This is a genomic window from Janthinobacterium svalbardense, assembly GCF_002327145.1.
Classification (GTDB): Bacteria; Pseudomonadota; Gammaproteobacteria; order Burkholderiales; family Burkholderiaceae_D; genus Janthinobacterium; species Janthinobacterium tructae.
In genome coordinates this window covers 1543610-1562518 of record NZ_CP023422.1, presented here as the reverse complement: position 1 = coordinate 1562518, position 18909 = coordinate 1543610, and the positions used below count along the sequence as shown (strand labels likewise).

20 protein-coding genes are annotated in these 18909 nt (G+C 54.0%); 7 read left to right on the top strand and 13 right to left on the bottom strand.

Annotated features, from left to right (window positions below; genetic code table 11):
• Positions 1 to 244: 244 nt before the first annotated feature.
• From CNX70_RS28020 to CNX70_RS06855, 4 genes are all read right to left on the bottom strand, one after another.
• A complete protein-coding gene (locus tag CNX70_RS28020; RefSeq protein ID WP_157750927.1) occupies positions 245 to 397 on the bottom strand; it encodes a CsbD family protein in 153 nt (50 codons plus the stop codon).
• 79 nt (positions 398 to 476) lie between these two features.
• On the bottom strand, positions 477 to 728 hold the full coding sequence (locus tag CNX70_RS06865) for a hypothetical protein (protein WP_208624499.1): 252 nt from the start codon (positions 726 to 728) through the stop codon (positions 477 to 479).
• A gap of 262 nt (positions 729 to 990) precedes the next feature.
• A complete protein-coding gene (locus CNX70_RS06860; protein WP_096234085.1) occupies positions 991 to 1875 on the bottom strand; it encodes a ubiquinol-cytochrome C chaperone family protein in 885 nt (294 codons plus the stop codon).
• Positions 1872 to 2495 carry a helix-turn-helix domain-containing protein gene (locus CNX70_RS06855; RefSeq protein WP_157750926.1) on the bottom strand — a complete coding sequence of 208 codons (624 nt, stop codon included), beginning with the start codon at positions 2493 to 2495 and terminating at the stop codon, positions 1872 to 1874. The genes CNX70_RS06860 and CNX70_RS06855 overlap by 4 nt, the downstream gene beginning before the upstream one ends.
• Before the next feature lie 300 nt (positions 2496 to 2795).
• Between CNX70_RS06855 and CNX70_RS06850 the strand changes: the two genes are divergently transcribed.
• Complete coding sequence (locus tag CNX70_RS06850) at positions 2796 to 4097, top strand: hypothetical protein (protein WP_096234084.1); 1302 nt, start codon at positions 2796 to 2798, stop codon at positions 4095 to 4097.
• A 242-nt stretch (positions 4098 to 4339) separates the two neighbouring features.
• Positions 4340 to 4654, top strand: coding sequence for an SOS response-associated peptidase family protein (locus CNX70_RS06845; protein ID WP_425269250.1), 315 nt, complete (start codon positions 4340 to 4342; stop codon positions 4652 to 4654).
• A 198-nt stretch (positions 4655 to 4852) separates the two neighbouring features.
• Here the strand turns inward: CNX70_RS06845 and CNX70_RS06840 are convergent, their stop codons facing one another.
• The 8 genes from CNX70_RS06840 to CNX70_RS06810 form a co-directional block, all read right to left on the bottom strand.
• A complete protein-coding gene (locus CNX70_RS06840; protein WP_157750925.1) occupies positions 4853 to 5041 on the bottom strand; it encodes a hypothetical protein in 189 nt (62 codons plus the stop codon).
• Between the two features lie 502 nt (positions 5042 to 5543).
• A complete protein-coding gene (locus tag CNX70_RS06835) occupies positions 5544 to 5975 on the bottom strand; it encodes a hypothetical protein (RefSeq protein ID WP_096234081.1) in 432 nt (143 codons plus the stop codon).
• A gap of 100 nt (positions 5976 to 6075) precedes the next feature.
• Positions 6076 to 6381, bottom strand: a complete 306-nt coding sequence (locus tag CNX70_RS06830) for a hypothetical protein (RefSeq protein WP_096234080.1) — start codon at positions 6379 to 6381, stop codon at positions 6076 to 6078.
• Positions 6382 to 7755: 1374 nt separating this feature from the next.
• The gene (locus CNX70_RS06825) at positions 7756 to 8211 is read right to left on the bottom strand and encodes a hypothetical protein (protein ID WP_157750924.1); all 456 of its coding nucleotides are present in this window, start codon (positions 8209 to 8211) and stop codon (positions 7756 to 7758) included.
• 168 nt (positions 8212 to 8379) lie between these two features.
• Complete coding sequence (locus CNX70_RS06820; protein WP_157750923.1) at positions 8380 to 8922, bottom strand: hypothetical protein; 543 nt, start codon at positions 8920 to 8922, stop codon at positions 8380 to 8382.
• Between the two features lie 82 nt (positions 8923 to 9004).
• Positions 9005 to 9583 (bottom strand): hypothetical protein, encoded by a 579-nt coding sequence (locus tag CNX70_RS06815; RefSeq protein ID WP_096234077.1) that lies wholly within the window; start codon positions 9581 to 9583, stop codon positions 9005 to 9007.
• Positions 9584 to 10735: 1152 nt separating this feature from the next.
• Complete coding sequence (locus tag CNX70_RS28015) at positions 10736 to 10879, bottom strand: hypothetical protein (RefSeq protein WP_157750922.1); 144 nt, start codon at positions 10877 to 10879, stop codon at positions 10736 to 10738.
• A gap of 62 nt (positions 10880 to 10941) precedes the next feature.
• Positions 10942 to 11400, bottom strand: coding sequence for a hypothetical protein (locus CNX70_RS06810; RefSeq protein ID WP_096234076.1), 459 nt, complete (start codon positions 11398 to 11400; stop codon positions 10942 to 10944).
• Between the two features lie 957 nt (positions 11401 to 12357).
• Here CNX70_RS06810 and CNX70_RS06805 point away from each other — a divergent pair.
• The 5 genes from CNX70_RS06805 to CNX70_RS06785 all read left to right on the top strand — a co-directional run bounded on the left by CNX70_RS06805 (position 12358) and on the right by CNX70_RS06785 (position 17630).
• On the top strand, positions 12358 to 12600 hold the full coding sequence (locus tag CNX70_RS06805; protein WP_096238312.1) for a helix-turn-helix transcriptional regulator: 243 nt from the start codon (positions 12358 to 12360) through the stop codon (positions 12598 to 12600).
• A gap of 78 nt (positions 12601 to 12678) precedes the next feature.
• A complete protein-coding gene (locus tag CNX70_RS06800; protein WP_279629348.1) occupies positions 12679 to 13503 on the top strand; it encodes a helicase RepA family protein in 825 nt (274 codons plus the stop codon).
• Positions 13493 to 14359 (top strand): replication protein C, IncQ-type, encoded by an 867-nt coding sequence (repC, locus tag CNX70_RS06795; RefSeq protein ID WP_096234074.1) that lies wholly within the window; start codon positions 13493 to 13495, stop codon positions 14357 to 14359. Before CNX70_RS06800 ends, repC begins: the two co-directional genes overlap by 11 nt.
• Positions 14360 to 16605: 2246 nt before the next feature.
• Complete coding sequence (gene parA / locus CNX70_RS06790; protein WP_096234073.1) at positions 16606 to 17274, top strand: ParA family partition ATPase; 669 nt, start codon at positions 16606 to 16608, stop codon at positions 17272 to 17274.
• Positions 17271 to 17630 carry a hypothetical protein gene (locus CNX70_RS06785; RefSeq protein ID WP_096234072.1) on the top strand — a complete coding sequence of 120 codons (360 nt, stop codon included), beginning with the start codon at positions 17271 to 17273 and terminating at the stop codon, positions 17628 to 17630. Before parA ends, CNX70_RS06785 begins: the two co-directional genes overlap by 4 nt.
• A 125-nt stretch (positions 17631 to 17755) precedes the next feature.
• On the opposite strand, the gene CNX70_RS06780 is transcribed toward CNX70_RS06785, so the two are convergent.
• A complete protein-coding gene (locus tag CNX70_RS06780; protein WP_157750921.1) occupies positions 17756 to 18898 on the bottom strand; it encodes a hypothetical protein in 1143 nt (380 codons plus the stop codon).
• Positions 18899 to 18909 lie beyond the last annotated feature (11 nt).

Genomic DNA, 18909 nt, shown 5'->3' with positions numbered 1-18909 from the left:
TAAAGTTCGCAGGTCCAGTTGCCTTACACACGGTCATACATGCGCTGGCGGCGCTTCAAGATGTTCAGTTCATTGAGCCATCAACGAACCCGAGCGCCTGTAGCCAGGCTCCAAGACGTCAGACTGATTGTATCGTCATAACGATTTATACCGTTATGACGGTTTTTACAGTACGAAACCACCTCATAACTCAGCAAGCCACAAGTAAAGGAACATGGCAACTGCGGTTGCGTGCGCTTATAAACTACTTTGAAATAGTATCTGCAGAGTCCTGTATCGACTTGCCGGCGGTTTTAAGCGCATCATTATCAGTAACTTCACCGATAACTTCAATCGCTTTTCCTGCAAGTTCGACAACAGACAATGGGACGCCGATTAAATCTGAAAAAAAACTCACGGCACTCCCCTTGAATTAATAAAAAATCTATATCGATTTACATACGTCTTTTCTGTCTAGCTTGAATTCCAGCGCAAAACTATTTCTTTAACCATTTATAGAGGCCGTAGCCTGCTGCACCAATTGCTATCGGCGCGGCAGCAGTGATAACCAGGCCCGACAGCATGCCACCCCCAACAACCCCACCAACAGCAGCAAGGCCAGAGGTAATTCCCGCAGCACCTAAACCGGCAACTGTGCCTGATGCAGCAACGGCTCCAACCGAACCGGCCGCGCCAGCCGCGCCAGCGCCAATTCCTGCAAATGCGGCACCTTTATCATTATCGCTCATAAAGTTCACTCCTCGAATAAGTTAATGTTTAGAAATTAATTTCCCAATAGTAACTTAATTTTTAATATGAAAACTATCCAATAGTAACAATGTAGCAGCTCTCCAATCGGGTGACGGACTACCATCAAGACAAATCAATGTTTAGCCTCGGGCTTGTCTACTGATGAGCCGGCCGTAGAGTTGCGCGGCGGCGACAGTGACGGCCCCGGCCAAGAAGGCGATGGCGTGAGACTTAAGAAACTCCATAGGGCTGGGAAAAATGTCAATCTCCTTTGATGGCTTCGCCACATTCGTTACAGAAACGTGCGGCTCGGTCATTCCGTGCACCGCAAACAGTACATGCCGTGCTACTCGATTCGACGATAGCCTTCTGTCGCATATAAGCAATTTGCACCACACAAGGCACTGTGACCCTGTACGCAGGGCTCGCCATGTCAGCGAGCGTCCAAAGGCCGGTGACGACCATTCCGATTGGTCCAAGGACTAAGCCGATAGTCCGCGTTGCCGCCGCGTTGACGACGAAGGGCAATCCTCGACCAAGCAGCGCCTTGGAGACCGCGTTCGCTACGACAAGAGCGAGCTTATAGGTAGCGAAGCCACCAGCGCGCCCAGCCGCGATAAGCGCAGCGCTTGCAGCCGGCGCAAGCATTCCTAAGTCAGCGACATTCAGCTCTTTCAGCACTGCGGCTCTCTCATCAGGCGACATCCTTTCGAAAGAGTCTCGCAGAATTTTACGCAAGATACCGCTTTCGACAACCAGTACATCCTCGTTCTTATCGAAAGGAACCTTAAGGTGCGACGCCACGTCCTTAACTACCTCATCGTAGGAGATGGCAGCTTCAACATCAGGGAGAACCTTGTCTAAAAGCGAACCAAACGCGAGACTACTACGGACGTCACGATAAACATTTGTAAGCGTGTTGCCGCCGAAGGCACGAATTTCTCGCCCAATGCGTGAGCGGTCCTCTTCCGAATAAATCTTACGCGCCTTACACTTAACAAGCCTCGCGCAGACATCGTTATTCAGCGAAATTCGGCCTTCACCATTATCGGTAATGTAGTCGACGAGGATATCCAAGTCAGCGACATCTGCTTGCGCGAGCAACAACGAGAGACTGCCCGGTTCTTTGATAAATTCTTCGTTCATTGGTTTGCCCTTGCGGTAGTAGTTCCAAGAATGCTGCAGATGGTCAGCAGCGCAGGTAGGTGAGAGGTAGCGACGCCGCCCATGCGAAACGGAATCGATGCGGCTATAGTTACGATGGACACCTTCGACGCGTGTCGAAAGGCGCGGACCTCTTGCGAGACCCGTGGGTCATGGGAATCCTCAACAGTCTTGAGAAGTTTTCCAACGCGCAGTGCCGCTTCCGCGATGCGATACGAGGTCGTCGAATCGAGCGATTGAAGCTCGGCCGCGAGCTCCGTGAATTTTGGGTCCGACATCGCCTGAAGAAAGGTCAACATCCCGCTTCCTAGGCTGGCCCAGTCCTGCGGACGCATCAACAAGATAGCAGGGGGGACTCCCACCGCTTCAGCCAACTGACAGATGATTTTCAGGTCCGGGTTGGTACCTTCTGAGTTACTTCCCAGGTACTTGTTCAAAGTCGTCCTACCCATATTGGCACGTTCGGCAAGCTCGGTCTGCGACAGCGCATCAGGTATGCCGTCCTCGTCTTCACCTGCTACCCTCATACTCCGACGGAGAGCCTCCACGAAACATCGCGAGACATCGCTGAATAATGGGTCTTCTACGGTTTCGTTGCTCACTCAGTTTCTCCTTGTTGATGGGTGGCATTTTAGGATGCGTTGAACAAACGCTCAACCAAACTTGTCTGCGATGATGAACACCCGTCGGTTGTATGTGGCCAAGTACTATGCTATTTCGCGCGCAACAGCACTGGGAAAGACGTAATTGTCTACGCGGCTAGACAACCACGTAGTTAAGCATTGCATTGCAGCACTCGGACATGGCACAGTCTATCGGCCGCTTCGCAAGGCGGGTGGCGAGGGCTAACGAACCCAGAATCGTTAAGCGTCCTTGGTAAAAGCCAATTTAAAGGAGAGGTCATGAGCGTGCAGTACATCGTTTGGTTGGGAATCGCTGTAATTTTTGTCACGGGTGGCCTAATGTTTTTCCAGCGACGCAAATCAGACAACATGCCTCACGCGTCGAATACGCAGGCTCTCCAGCTCATCCCAAGGGGTGAAGCAGTTCTGACTTCGGTCGCAGACTCAGTCGAGAGCAAGCCATGGCTACCACTTGCCATCGTATTGGGTGAGGACGCCCAACGTCCAGGTGTCCGCATCACCTCGCTTTCGGATGGAGAGCGCTTTCGAACAGCAAAAGCACTTCCCAAAGAATCTGGTTTGGGAGCGCGGCTGAGTGCAGGATTCCAGGCTGTTCCCGCATTGCTGGTCGAAGAGGGGCATCGCGGCAAGCAATTGATGGAGGTGGTCATTAGCGGCGAACTGGTTCGAGCGAAAGATGGCGTGGGTCTGCGCGCATGGGCGGTTGGTGCTGATAACAAAATCTCGGAGCATGCCAAGCTCCTCGACGCTAACGATTTGCAAAGTATGGTTAATGCTGCCGCAGTTTGGCAAATCGCTTCAGTAATCGTGGCACAAAAGCACCTGGCTGATATCTCGGCAAAACTAGAGGACATCCGCAAGGGGATACAGAACGTCGCTCACTTCCTCGACGAAGGACGGCGGGCAAAGGTCTCAGGAACCTATGAGTATCTAGAGTTGGCAGCATCTGCGATTGCCAAAGGCGAACTGTCGGCAGCGATTAGAAGCGAACTCGAGAGTTGCGACCGCGAGCTGCTGCAGATACAGCACCATCTGCAGCAAGAGCTTGAGCGCCGTTGCACTCAAGCCATCGAACATAACGAACTGGCGGGCACTGGAGACCTGGAAAAAGAAGCTGTGACCAAGTATGAGAAACTCAAAGACCTTGCCAAGGACATGCGTCTGACGCTTAAAACCCGTGCACTGGCTTGGCACGTGTTGTCCCTATACCCAGGTGAGCCGGCGCTCAAACAGGCGAGAATGGAAGGGTTGCTGCGCAGCGCCGAAGAGGTTGCAAACCGCCTTCAGAGCATCGAGGAGAGCGCTGAGCGCGACTGCCGGCAGTTCACTTCCTTTTGGAACAAGAAAGAAACGCTGGCTATTCGCAGAACCAACGTACGCGAAGCGGCGCGGGCGCTGGCGAGCGACCTGCGTAATGCCACCTCGGAGGCCAAGACCGAAGTGAGAGTATCGCACACGTCCCTGCTGACGCATGACGCGCCGACTTACGTCTTCTTCGAGGTCGAGGACGGCCATATTGGCGAATTCCGTGTTACCGAACCGCTAATCAGCAAGGCTTGACGGGTCACAGCCTCGTGGCCGTGCAAACCCTGCAAAGAGACTTGTGGACCCGTGCCATCGGGTTCATCGGAAGACGGCACATGCCGCCTGGTTAGCGTCTGACGACAATGAACGCCCGTGCCGAAACCGTTGGCCAACTGAGAACGTACAAGTCCGCACGGGCCAAGTCTCAGCTCTGCCTTGTCTCTATGGTCCGCTTCTTCGAACCAAATTGAGAGCAACCCACGCATGTTCGGTGGTCCATCGGGATGGCCACTGGTGAGCCGTTTGCCGTCGCCGGCCTCTACCGGGAATGGGAAGAAGAGAATGGAAAGAAGTCGTTTTCTTTCACCCAGTTGACCATCAACGCCGACGACAATCCGTTCATGAAACGCTTCCACCGGAAGGGCGAGGAAAAGCATTCGCTGGTCATTGTTCCGGCGTCGGACTATGACGAATGGCTTGGATGCAAGGACCCCGAACGCGCGCGGACATACCTACAGCCCTACCCGGCCGAACTGATGGCAGGACAGTCGGCGCCAAAGGTACCCATTGTCAAGCAGAGCGAACTATTTTGAGCTGGCGGCAGTAAGCGCAGACTGCGGTCGCCGGCATCCAAACAGCTCCAACGCCGGGACAAGGTTTCTAGCTACCACACGCGTTGTATGAATCGGACGATTCCAACGAGTAGCACGAGTTAAGCCAGTAATATTGTTTATACCATTTGCGGCATGTCAATCCATACCATCGTTTGCGCCATCGGCGCTGGCTAAGGCTCAACCGTCCCTTCCCTGACCTTTCGTGGCATCTTTAGGTTTAACCGAAGGCGTCGCGTCTGGCGTTTCTGCTAGTTGCTTGCCTCGATTTCCTTGGGCCTGGTCGTACTGTCGGTTTCTGCCAGGCGTGCCCTTGTTGGCATTCCCGATATTGGCACTATTGTCCTTAGGCGCAATTTTCTTGTTCATTTCGACCTCCGTTAGAAGTTGGCAATTGCGTACCCGGTCGCCCATCGACTCAAAGCAGTCGAACGTCTGGATAGGCTACAACGCAGGTGCCGAGTAATGCTTCGCTCACGTGTACGCGAACCGATGTTACTACTCGGTCGGCGAACGCAGCGCCCCTTTGGACAACTCGAGCGATACCGCCGCCTGCAGGGAAGCGCTTACGCGGCGCGCCGTCTGGGTTGGAAGGTTATACCACCGATTTTTCCGGCCCCATACCGAGTGCTGTGGGCACCCTTGCAGCCGGCACAAAGCAAACCGATGGTCGTCGCCCGACAAGAAGTGCCAACTGGCTATTGTAGACTTCCCGAAGTCGTTTAATGCAGCGCCCGGCTCACGTCTGCTCGTTCGACAGCAGCGGCTGCTCATGCAGGGGGTCGCCATCCCAAATCAGCGTCGGACAAGCCTGGTAGCGGTGCGACACCCGCGATGCCGTCACACGACGGCTCCCAGGTGCACTGCCAAATCAGCGTCGGCACCGCCGACTTGGCTCCAAGCAGAAAACGCCAAGTACCCAGTGTAGGTGTCCATTGTGGCTGGAAGTTGCGAGCTTGGCAACCTCGCGAATTTCGGTCTCAGTCCAACCGGCACGACGAGCTGCGCAGATAAATCCGCCCAGCAGTGGAAACGCATTGATATGCGTGAGCGCGTAGATGACCGGGACGCGACTATAAGGCACCAGATTGGCCTTTTTCAAAGACTCTGCCACCGTCATCGCATACCCATGGAATTTCTTCCATTTTTGTAGATTCTGGTCAGTTGCTGGTGTCACGAACACGTTACCGTGAGGATTCCATTTCGCCGTCTTGAAAATCGTCCGGAATATGCCATTAAGCCAAAACGGCACATCCAAATGAAACTTGGAATCGATAGTGGTAATTTTTGGCAAGTCAATCATTGAGAACTCCTGAATTTAGTGATGCTGATTTTTTCGGCGAGCCGTTCGGCGCAGCGCAGCTTGAGAGCCGGTTCCGAATAGCCTTCGGTGTCTATATCGATTAATCTTCAAGCGTGGCCACCAGGGCCTTGACCGCAAGATGCTTTGGCGAATCTGTGCGCATAGTCCCGATGCGTCCGTCTGCCTCGGTCCAGAGATGCGTACTGCGGCTAAACCGCTCGCACGCTACAGCGCCATCGAAGGGCCCCAGAGCCGCGTCGAAGACCTCAATGATTCCGTGCCGACAGCGGCCAACCCACTCGTACGCGATTCCGTATTCCAGACCTCGGCGTTTCAGCAGCGCGAGGAAACGTGCTGCTGTAACGGCGGTCGGCTCTTGCGCCGTACGGCTTTCGAATTTGTTCATTGCGGCTCCCATTCTTGAGCTGATGATTACGACTGCAACGCGTAGATATCTGCGTTGTCGTGACCACCACCCGGAGCTGGGGAATACAAGCGCCCTCCGCTGCCGCTCTCGCTACCGTCAGGTGAAACTATCCACGCGGGAGAGCAGCTCACACCTTCGGCGCGCAGATTGGCGCACTCTGCTGATGTCAAGTTTCTGATGCTGCGAACGGGTGAATTCAGGATAAATACGCGGGTCATGTTTTGGCTCCATGTTGGTTAAGGTTTGATATGTAAGTGATTCGTCACTCACCCGAAATCTAGGAAGTGCGTTTATATTTATCCAGAGTTCTCCAGAGAAAAAGGGCTGAAGCTAGCTGATGATTTTGAAAAAACGAGGATTTATAAGGGATAAAGAAATTTTAGAGAATCTCATCTAAAATCTGGAATGACATCGATTCAGCGCGAACGCCCCAACGATTGCTTTGGGACCCCGCAGCCGCGCCAGAGCAATCGCCATCGCCATCGCCATCGAGGGTGCGCACCCGCTCGAATTCTTCGATGGCGGCATCGGGCTGCAGGTGCCCAAGAACTCCGCAGGGGCACTTCGCTGCCCTCGAACTATGAGTCCGACGTCAGCTCTCCCTAGCGCAGCCTGACCGACCATTGCTGCGCGGTCGAGCCGCCGACATCCAGGCTCCAACATAGGGCAAGGCCAAAGTCGAGCACGGCGTGCTGGAGGCCACGCGCCGGCGACGGCGCGGCTACGCCACAAACGCTCTCAAGCTCAACAAGCTCAACCAGCAACGGCCTCTCTACTTGCCAACCTGAACCAGCGACGCGTCAAGAAGCTAGCAAGCGGCCGCGCGAGAACCTCACCTGGACGGACAAGTGGGCCATTCACTCGCAGCCCGAGCCGCGATATAAATACGCCGGACGGAAGATTGCGACATCGGCGTCAACTACAAGGTCAATGTGGGCACCGCTACTCGGAGCAGTCCGGTGGTTGCGGCTCAGGCTAACGGGCGGGTGGCGCACACGACGGTGGCCGGTCATATGTTGCTGGCGCATTGCCATGTGGCCGACTTGGCAGCGGAGGTGCTCAACGTGCGGCCGAAGCCGTCCGGCCACGCTTAGCGACTTTGGCCGAGCGGTTATGGGGTCAGCGGTAGCATCCGCAGCGTGCTCCCCGTTTTTTACGGGTGCGCGCCATAGCGGGGCAAGGCAGGACATTATCCTGCTGAAGACGGCCCGCATACTTGCGCTCAAGCACAGCGCAGTCAGCTGAAAGGCGTGCCGGCCGGCTACCCATCGGGCGTTGGCACGCAATCATCGCCGACGCCACGTTGGCTGACGCCATCCCGAATATTCCCGTCGCGGAAAACACCGGCTAGAATCAAGCATTCTCCGGCAGCCAAGTCATGCGATTACTCATCAGTTCGACTTTCAGGTCAGCGATTTCCATCGTGCCAACATGGCCCCACCAATCACTCTGCCTCGCGTTAACTTTTTCAGCAGCCTTTGCGAGACCGCGCCATATCTTTGATTTCATCTTTGCCTCCTTGCGCAAGTTTTCGCCAAACTTAAGACGGCTAACTGGGCAACGGAAACGAACCAACCCGCCCGCCATTTCACGCAGCTCTTCCAGCGTCAGCATACGAATAAAACCTTGGGCTCCGTGTAATGGCTTCATAGCCGTAGGTTCAAACTTCGGGTGCGTAGAGAACCAAAGAATTGGGCGTTCGGGAGCAATTACTCCGATGTCGGCGGGTAGAAGCAAACCGGATTTTTTGATTAGCTCGTATTTATCGCCTGTGGTGTAGTGCCAAGAAATCATTGAAACCGCTTTCATTTAAATGTGTGCCTGCTAGGCTAATTGACGATGTCAACTAGCCGGTTCCGAGCCGATTCCGACCGCGGGCGCCATCGCCGATAAAAGAGGTGCATGGATAGCCATAGCAGCCCCTGAACCTAACGCCGCACGGCAATCGTATCAATACCTTTGAATAACTCATCGAATCTACAGAAATCGACACTTGCCTAGAGATAGAATATCTTTCCAGCTGCTTTCAAACATAGGCCCCATGAGGGCTGGGTCGTAGACCAATGCCGAACAGCACCAAAAGTTCAAGCAGTCCTCAAATTCCCGCCGTCCGGATATGTTCCGGTCCCAAGGTTCCTTCTCCGCTAGTTTTCCAATCCAAGCTGTGATGAGGTCATACTGCCCATCAATATGGCTCGGCTTGGCCACTACCACAATCCGCGACGTCTCCTGTCCAAACTCGCCAACACTTGCAACACGTGATGGCAGCTTGCGATTCTCCCGAAGAGCAAATAGCGCGCGCTCTCCAATTTGAAGCGGACCGGTTTTTACAATGCCAACCCGCCCAATGATTCTGTCCATTTCGATTTCGCACTCAAACTTCTTCTGGCTTGTAGGCAAACGTATCTTTCCGATAGCTGCACTCAGATGTTCAACAACATTCGGATGAGCGTTCAAATGTTGTTCGACTTGCGGCGGAACGTTAATTACGCCATTACATTTAGTTTTATACTCAATCATGGATTTTTCGCCTCTATGTATATTAATTATGTGAAACGCTTCAACACGCAAGGGCAAGTTTGCCAAAGTGGACGCTGAGAAATTACGCGGTTAATACCTTCAAATCTTGTGCAAACTGTCTGGAGTCAGCAAGGAGATGCTTGAGGTTCTGTATGCGGTGAGCCACGTTTTTTCTTACTTCTTTGAGCACGTCTCTCGAAGGTTTGTACCGAGGCTCGTGTACATCTAAGCGGCGATAGTAATCGCGTTTTCCGGTGTACCTATCTTCCTTTTCTAACGTTTGTACAAGTACATGACCATCGACGATAAATGAAGCAATCCAGAGAAGGTCTCTCGGCGATATTTTCTTGACGATGGAGAATTTGACCCCGACATCTGCGTAGTACGAATGTGGAGAAATGCTCCCTGCCGGCTCAATGAAGCACTGTATTGCCTGGATAAATAACTCAGCATCTCTACTGCATTCGGCGCGAAAACGGTATCGGTCCCCGATGGTACCTTCGGCACTTGACGAAAAAACTTCCAGTGCACGCTTACGTCCATTGACTTCTTCTAACTCCCACGCGTCGCGTAGTAAGCATTGCGCATCAGCCACACTCATTTCGCCGGAGTGATATTTTTCGATGGCGACTTCGACCGCATTCAATTCAGCATCTTGCATATTATTTCCTTTTATAGAAAAAGATTTTCAGCTAGGTTAGTCGAGCAATATCAATAAATTTTAGCAACACGAATCCCTCGACATCTGCAATGCCGATTGAAAACCTCAATTTAAATCAGGGGTAAGAATCAGAGCGACGGGCAGCGCTGACTATGGGCCTCACGTATCAGTCGGAAATGTGATGATGCCAACCAGCGTAGATTCCCTCTATCTGCACCTTGGCCACCGAACAAGTCATTTAATGCAATGACATTTTCAGAGCTATCGTGGGTTCGCTGCGATGGGCACTGTACACCTTTGAGGGATGGGCGAAGCGCCTTTGAGGTAATAGTCTGCTACCGTACCGGGCTCTAAATCTGACATGGCCGTAATATCAACATTTTCCTCGAAAATTGGTTTATAAATTTCCTCTCCATCATGCAAATATGACAAAATATTACTCTAAGATAAAGTTGCATCACGCCAACCTCATCGACAGACGCCATCGTAGTCAGGAATTTTTCACGTGTCGCCGATTATTTGGGCAAATTGTGCGTGAACGCACAATTTTCTACCGATTTCTGCTGTACCAGTTACGGCCACGTCGCGGCGGCTGCATATTTCACTTCATGTTCGGTGACATACTCATCCGTTCATGAACTGTTCGCCGGTTGTGCCAGAGATTGACAGCGGAGCGGGGCTTGCGCGCAGGCTGCCGAAAGAGATACGCCTGAAGCGTAGCCGGTAGCCACCCGTTGGGTTGTAACGCCAGAGACATAGCTTCCGCTATCGGTCTAAAATTGCACCGTTATCACGATTTGCGCGGCTTGGATGGGTCGCACAGGTTGCACGGGTTGTATAGGTTGGACGAGTTGGACGGGTTGTATGCACTGCACGGATTGTACGAAACGCTAATCGCCGCGGGAAACTTGGACAGCCAACGTTATGACCCGCGAAATATAGTCCGCGCCGCTAACGCCCGTCGGCCTGGCCGTTAAACTCTAAGGCGAGGCTGTTGTCAGCATCGACCTCGGACACCACGCGGCACCCCATTCCCGGTGTAATTCAACCTCAATGAGTTTTCCACAATCGCGCACCAGGCTCCCAACTGAGGGGAGCGCAGATATGAAAAATGGCCCCTAAGATGCGGGGGCCAAAAATTAAATAGACCTTTTATTGGTCATCGCGCTCTCTTCGCTTGCGGAGAGCTTCTTTGAAAATAACCAGACTCTCTTTTATGAAGTCTATGGCACCGAGCAATGCAAAAATCGCGATTATCAGATATGCCATGTTCAGAATTGCTTGCAGCACGGACATTGAATTGTTCCTTTTACGACTCACTCAACACCAAACACCAAACACCACAGCCTCCAACTGAATCAGCAATACGGGTAATACACGTAGCAATTCCGCGCCCGCAACTCCTTTTTGAATCCCTTCGGTGCCGGTGATAACGGAGCGATTCGGATTAGACTCTTGTCCATGTGATAAATTGCAGTGCGCAAATGCAGGTCCGCCTGGTCGTCGAACGGCAACGGGTGTAAAAAATCAAATCGGGAAAATGTTGCAAAACCACTCATGAAATCGGCTTGGTCCTGATTGCTGAGCAGAGACGCCAGCACGACCAAATCCTCCGTTTTAATCGGAAAGGCGAATTCTGCTTCTCCCTTGTCGGATTTGAACACTAACGTACGCCCTTCCATTGCGAAAATTGAAGCAGCAATAGTCGCTGGATGTGTTGTCGCGATTACCCTGTCCTTTCCTCCTCCAACAAAGAGGTTCCCAATAACAGCATTACGACTATTTTTGTAGAGAGAAAGTACAATTTTGTTTTCCATTATTTTCCTGTGATTTTTATTGGCCTAAGTGGCGTGTGCGATTGACCTATGTGGAGAGATTTCTCTGCTCCCTTACCTCGTATAGGTACAAATTCGAATTCTTGTGGTACAAGTCAAATAATTTTTCGGCCTCTCGCATGGACTGCGAAAATCAGGGATAACCCGCGGTACTCTTTGGTTGAGGCGGTGTTCAAATTCGTAGGTTCATTGTTGAGGAATACATATCACATGTATCGCGGTCGAAGCTGAGGCGCTGACGAGAGTCCAATTGGCCATAAGTCACCCGTACCGATTTTTTGTTTTATTTTCCAGCGGAGCTCTTCCATGGAAGCACTTTCACCGGTCCGAAATGGGCTCTTAGGTTACCGAAGTAGTGGGGAAATTGAAGGCGAAACAAAATGGTCCATATCCACTGCCGGGTCTGTAAACCTGATGCGCGTGGCTGTCCATTCGTTTGGTTTTTAAAGAGCAAAAGCCAACCCATAAGAAAACGTGGACGAAAAAAAACCTCTAATGGCACTTGGCCATAGAGGTTTTTTTCTCCAAACCCTATTGCACATGGCATTAGGGCCCAGAAAACCACGTCCGCTTTATGGGGGGACGCCGCATCATTGTGATGCGATAAATTCAGTATTCCACGCGGCAACTTTATTGTCAACTGTTATTAGTTCTTCTCGTAACCTGTCGCTTGCTCTATCAGAGTCGGCTTACGGCAGCACGCGTTGCCTGGGCAAGTCGACGTCCCCTTTAAGTGGGCACATGGTGCTCGGCGCAGGAAGAGCGCCATGAACATACCTGCCTCAGCGTTGGCCAGTATCAATCGCCGCCGGCCTTGATGACCGAGCGCGCATATAAATTCATCCGCTATACCGCTCAACAGTACGCCACGTACTGGCACGTATGGCCGGCAACATACCAACGCAGGCCTGTACATCCACCGTCACCAATGGGACCTGCATGAATAACGCACTACTAGATTTGAACGAACTCAGCGCCATGCTTGGCCGCAGCCCGGAAACGATTAAGAAAGACATGAAACGGAATCGGCTTGCTGTGCCGCCGCGGCTTCACATTCCAGGAACACGATTACTCCGCTGGCGGCAAATCGATGTAGACCACTGGCTCGCCAGCCATGTTGAAAGCCGCCAGGGGACTTGGAATGAAGAAGATAATTCCGTTGGGAATACGCGCCGCACTTAGCGCCAACGCACCCACGCTCGACTTCGTCCTTCCCGGGTTAACGGCCGGGTCCGTCGGCACTGTGGTCGGTGCAGGGGAGTGGGGAAAACGATGTTGCTGACCCAACTAGGGATGGCAGTGGCGACCGGCTCGCCGGCTTTCGACAATCCTCTGACGCCACGCAGCGCGCCGGCGCGCGTAGTGCTCATTGCGGCCGAGGAATCGTCCGACATCCTTCGCATTCGCCTACACGCGATAAAGAAATGGATGGACCTTCAACGTGAAAAATGTTCGGCCTCGACCGTGGCCGCCGAAAGCGAATTTACTACTCTGCTGGAAAAGAACCTGCTGCTCGTGCCAGCGGCAGGACAGTCGGTTGCCCTGATTGACAATGGCGCGACCACCGAATTTTTCGAGACCCTTTGTAAATTCTGTGCAGGAGCGCGATTAGTCATCATCGACCCTTTACGGCGATTGCACGACGGCGACGAGAATAGCTCTTCGTCGATGACCTACATCGTGCAGGTGCTTGAGGCGCTGGCAAAACGCACCGGCGCCGCCGTGATTGCGGCGCATCACATAGGCAAAGGGGCGATATACAACGACGCCACAGACCTTGCGGCAGCATCGCGCGGTTCCAGCGCGCTTACCGATGCCGTGCGTTGGCAAGTCAACCTGTCAGCCATGTCCGAGACCGTAGCGCGGAAGCATCGGTTATTGGGACATCACAAATCGTATGCCCGACTCGATTTTGCCAAGGCAAATTACATCGCGCCCGAACCGACAATATGGCTCAAACGAAACGAAGGCGGAGTGATGACGCACACGATTTTGAAGGGGGTGTTGGGTGCCACGCAACACGGCGGTAAGGAAAGCAATAGCGCGGCAACAAGTGCTAGTAAGGAGAGAATCTATGACTGGTGAGATGCGTTTCGACTTTGCACTTCAAGAACCCGCTCTGGCCATCGCGCCGGTGTTTTTGGTACTGAAGAAAACAGCGCGTGCAAAGCTCGACGTTACCCGCTCGTTTGGAGTCTCCTCGGTGCGCTGGCGCGGCCCCGATGCACTGGGCATTCCGGAGCAATCGGCACTATTAGCACTGCTGTCTATTGCGGGGCAACAAGCGTTTTCCATCGACCCGAATAGCGCGGTAGGCGACAAAGCGAAGCTCCTGAAACAACTATCCTGCGAGGGCCCGCAATCTGACGTCGCAGTCGTAATCGCACATTGGCGAAAGATTGAAATTGCAGCCGGTTACAGTTCTCATAGCGGGAACAACATCACGAACATTAAATCCGCTGTGAAACGGCTGGCGGAGACCACTATTTGGGAATGCCGTGACGGAATCGAATATGAGTCGAGGCTACTGTCCTGGATTCGCGGCAATGATAATGGTGTAATTATTGCGCTAAATCGGCGAGCGACAGAGGCGATTTACGGCCGCCAGTTTATCAAAATTTCACTGGGCGAACGCAATGCGCTGCCGGACGAATCGACCAAGGCCCTGCATGCCTACCTCAGCGGTTCTATGCGCACTGGCACAACGCGGCGTCTGACTATCAGCAAGCTGCACGCGCATATCTGGAGCGGCGAAGCGACGGGAAGTACACTCCGCAGCAGGGATAATAAGCTGCGTGCCGCGCTACTGGCAATTGACCTGCTGCCCGCGTGGCGTTGCATTCTAATACCTCGCGGCCAGGTCGACATCCATCGCATCAAGCGGGACATTATCGACGGCAAAACGGCTGACAATCCCCGTGCACCAGAAAGCAGCGCCTAGCGCTAACGGCTCCGATGCAATCGGTAGATGCCCCTTTTTGATGGCGTGCTACGGCGACGACTTCGCCGGAGGTTCTGGAAGTGCCATCGCTATCGCCGCGCCCTCCACCTGCGCGCGGCTCGTAGCGCGAGCGGAGAGTCCGCATGCCTGGCAACGGGATGGTTCAACCCTTCTCTTCAAATACAATAGCTGTCCAAAAAATATCGTACCAGCCGGCGGGCCAGAACGGGCTTGTTGGGTGTGACGGGGGCTTTTACTCGGAGCGAGCGCGGAACTTTCGCCGCAAGCGTCCGGCGAGCGTCCTGACAACGACAAATTGGAGGTCCCCGGACGCCGGCGATAGAGCACATCTTTGACTGGCCCACGCATAGCTGCAGTGGCGCGCCTGGCGCCGGTGCAAAGCCCACAGCCCGCCACTAATATCCCTACCCTGCTTTACCGAGGAGCGCCGCAGCCTCCGAGCAAGAAGCCGTGCATTGGGGGGCGCACAACACCTCGGTCAACCCGGCACTGAACGCTCTTCACGCCGGCGTGCTCTTTCCACCAATTCCCGCCGCCCACGCCCTGGGCGACCGCTTCCGCTACCGGCCACCTTCAAAGCCCGTATGGCTTCGGGATGCTGCAGCGTCGTCGAAAAACACGCGGCCTTCAGGGAAGGACACAATATTCGAAACCGAATAAAGAGGTGGGAACTATCGACGACAAAACCGGGAACTATCGCCGCGCGCCGGGAACTATCGACGACAGCAAAAAAACACACGAAACAAAGGGAAAGTTCACCCAGAAACAACGTCTGCGGGGCCACTGCCGAGCCCCCACTTGGAATAACTACCGACGACGCTTCGGTCCGCGCCTATGGGCGCCGCCCTTGCTTGAAAAACGGGCTTGCCTGGCAACGAGACCCGTACTCAGACTCCTTCTTAAAAAACTTATTTTAAGAAAAAATGAAAGTGGCGCTGGCGCGCAGTTGTCCAAGGGGCCGCTTGCCCCAATTCCGCGTCCCGGCGCCGCTGCGGTATTCGCCCATGGATGACCGCTTGCATACCTGCCGGAACTGCACGGCCTTCCTCGAAGTGGGATGCTGACCTCGGAGAAAAGTGGGAACTATCGACGACAAAACCGGGAACTATCGCCGCGCGCCGGGAACTATCGACGACGGCAAAAAAACGCACGAAACACAGGAAAAAATCCACCCCAAAGTACCGTAGGAGGGCCACAGCCAGACCTCCACTAGGAATGACTATGGCGACGCTTCGGTCCGCGCCTATGTGGCGCCGTCCTCGCTTGAAAAAACGGACTTGCCTGGCAATGAAAGACGGGCAGGGACTTTCTTCTTATAAAACTTGTTCTGAAAAAAAGTGCCCTAAATGCGGTTGGCCAAGAGCGTTTGGCGCGCACAGGAAACCATCCGCAATCGATACCGCAACGCGTCAACGGGGACTCAGACAGCGACCGTGAGACGCAGTGCGCCAATGCGGCACACAATTCCAGGGCCACCCACCGGCATCTGCTGTTCCTTGGCCAACAGAATTGGCCTGTCCGTCGCACTGTAGCCTTGGCCGCGCGGCGTGCCGCGCTCCCACGCTTATCGCACATATTACTTCCACAGCCCTCAATCTACGATGCGGGGTGTCGTTCGGCATCGCCCGTCCTGGAGCGCACGCGCGGCTCCTCGGTAGGCTGAGGTCGTACAGAAACCCACACGTTATTAACGGCACCCATCGCTCGGGTGCTGTCCAGTCACTAAACCTGACCTGGCAAACACACTTAGGATGTTGAAATTACCGTATAGACCATTAATATCGTTTATATTATTTATACCATAAAACTCATTCCATTCTGTCGCACAGGTTGTATCGTAATAGCTTGTTGCGTGCTGCTCCACTTCTGGCCGGACCAGTACCGTCTCTCAACTCTCAACTCTCACCGCTGCCACCACCAGAAGTCGCCTACCCCCAGCCAGCCATTCGCAACGTCATCCCTCTGCTCAAAAATTTGATATCGCCAGCGCTGTTTCCACCGCGCGTTCGCTATACGTGCATAGACCCCAACGCGAACAGGATTTGTAACACATCGGTATGCGCGCCATCGCACTCTGTCACTGCCTTCTGCAGTCGCCTGGTTCGCTCCGAAGACCGCTCCAGCTTGGGCCGCGTTCCACCGCCGATATAAATCCATTGGCTACATATCAGTAGAACGAATACCACCGTTCCAACCGAAAGCACTGTCAATAAGAGGAAAACTATATGCATACTCAAGCACGTTTAATCGCCGTAACCCATCCAAAAGGCGGAGTTGGTAAAACAACCACTACCATGGTCCTTTCTGCAGAACTCGCTGAGCGGGGGCATCGCGTTCTCGTCGCTGATTGCGATGCGCAGGCATCAGCGTCCGCCTGGGCAAATGCAGCACCGGAGGGCAAGCCGTTTCCAGCGGCGGTGGTCAACCTATCGGCGTACGCGGGAAAAGTACATCGTGAGATTCAAAAGCACCTCGATAACTATGATTTCATCATCGTCGACTGTCCGCCGGGATTGGATTCGTTAAGCCCGCAGTCGGTGATTCTCGTAGCCGACTTGGTCATCGTGCCGTTGCCGCCCTCGCCTGCAGACTTATGGGCGGCTCGTGGAGTCAAACGTTTGATTGAACGGGGAGCAGATTTCAATCCAGCGTTGAAGGCCGTCATTTTGCCCAACAGAGTCGTAAGGACATCGCTATCAAACGCCATCATGCAAGAATTGAGTGAATTCGGCATCCCATTGATGTCGTCGAGGCTGACGAACCGAACCGCGTATCAGGAAGCGGTCGTGAGCGGCGTATCGGTGTCGGCTTTGGGCCGCGATGCGAAGGCGGCCGCAGATGAGGTCAAAGCACTTGCCGACGAGGTATTGGCGCTACTGGGAGACGGAAAATGACGAAAAAGATGTTCGACAATGTGAAGGTTCGGGCGACCGTCACGCAACAGGATGTAGCCTTGGTGGAGCGATTCGACAAGGCAGATTCTATCCTGCTGAAGGCGCCCGAATCCGCCACCGAAACCAGGCCAACTGCAAAAAAATCATCCGTCGTACGGGATACATTCTCCATGCCCCCGGATGACTATGCACGAATCGAGGAACTGCGCATCATGGCCAACAAGGAGGGTCGAAGTTCGACCAGCAAAAGTGAGGTTGTGCGTGCAGGATTGCATGCATTGGGTCTGCTCAGTGCTCAACAATTAGTCGAGTTACTTGGCCGGCTTGAAAAGCTTGTGCCTGGCAGGAAAAGCTGATTCACTCTATACCGTTATAACGCTCATCGCGCTATAACGGTATTTTTACACACCTATGACACCCAAATACCCTACCTGGTGTTTTGGCGGGCAATCGGGGTAGAGTCGCAATAGCAACAAGCCTATTACTTCATCGCGCTGCTGCTGTTAGTGGCGATGCGCGCCTTCAGGTCGGCGATACGTTGCGCGGCTGCGCTGCAGTCGGCGGCAGCCATCTTGCCCTGGCTGTCAACCTGGTAGAACGGATAGCGGCTTGTGTAGTAGACCGACGCATTGCTGCGGCACGCCGTGTCCATCACAAAGTCGGCAATCATGTAGCGGCTCACGTACTCGCCCAGGCGTGGCGCAACCTTGGCCCCAGCATCAATGACCTTCTGGGTCTCCGGCGTCTTCGTGTCCATCAGCGTCTTAAGCGTCATGGCTGCGGACGTCACAAACACACCGTTGGACCAGGCGCCGACGTTGATGGCGCTGCCAGCGCCGTCCACGCCGCCGGCTGCATAGCCACCCTGAGCCGAAGCACCGACCGCCTTGGCCACTGCGCTGGCCGGCAGGTCCAGCATCACGCCCAGGTATTCCAGACCATCGAGCAATTCCCGGCTCTGCAGCGACTGGCCGCCAAAGTACAACGTGTCGCTCTTGACGGAGCCCTTTAGGACATTGAGGTACACCGTCTTGTCTTGCATCATTAATAGATTCGCAGAGTCCAAAGCCAGCAGGTTCTGCATGCCGGTCGAGAACGCATTGGCAAGCGTAGCACCCTTGCGTGCTTGATAGGTCATCGCATTGGCGGCGATGTCCGTCAGTGGACTGATTTTGAAGTTGTTGTACTCGGTGGTCACGAACGGTGCCACGAGTTCGAGCGTGCCGCTTGGCTGTACAGTGTTGTCCGCCGCACGCGTCGTCTTGCCTCCAACTGCGACCAAACGCACCATGCCAAGCGGCGCTTGAGTAGCGCCAATTTTGAAGTCGCCATTGATGTCGGCAGTGGCCGGCGCACCTAGCACAGCGCCAGCGCTGCCGTCAGACTGCACACCATAGGCTGTCACGACGGCGCCTACACTGGCTGTGCCGAAAATGGCCGTTGTCGCCACGCCTGGCGCAACTGCACCGGTCAGCGGGTTAGTCACCATAGTTCCAGCCGTCGCCGGGGGAGTCGTCGAGGGCGTGGTCGGGGTCGCCGCGTTACCGTTGCTACTCGAACCACCACCGCCGCAGCCGGCCACCACGACCATCGCGGCTACCGCCAAAATTTTCAATGTCTTCATGCATTCCTTTT